Origin of the sequence: Sabulibacter ruber, from assembly GCF_017355955.1 — a bacterium.
Classification (GTDB): domain Bacteria; phylum Bacteroidota; class Bacteroidia; order Cytophagales; family Hymenobacteraceae; genus Nibribacter; species Nibribacter ruber_A.
The window spans coordinates 1-253 of the sequence record NZ_JAFFID010000176.1; the positions used below are offsets into that span (position 1 = coordinate 1).

Consider the following 253-nt stretch of genomic DNA (forward strand, 5'->3'; position numbering starts at 1 on the left):
TGGCGAGGCCCGGCCATTCCTGCTCCTGCCGGGGAAAGGGCGGGCGGGGGTATTCGGTGACCGGGTTCCGCATGGCCGGCGCGCCGCTGGCCGCGCCAGCGCCGGTCGGAGCGTTCCCCTGCTGCGCCAGCACGGGCGTGCCGAAGGCCGCGACCATGCCGGTGGCGATGCCGCCGACGACGAGGCGACGCGAGCTGTCGATGCCTTCAGGTTTCATGTCCGTCTCCGTGCCGATCCGCTTTCTCCGGTGGCA

At 72.7% G+C, this 253-nt stretch carries 1 pseudogene; it reads right to left on the bottom strand.

The features are described from left to right. A pseudogene (locus JT719_RS24940) lies at positions 1-217 on the bottom strand (hypothetical protein); the annotation flags it as partial. Positions 218-253 lie beyond the last annotated feature (36 nt).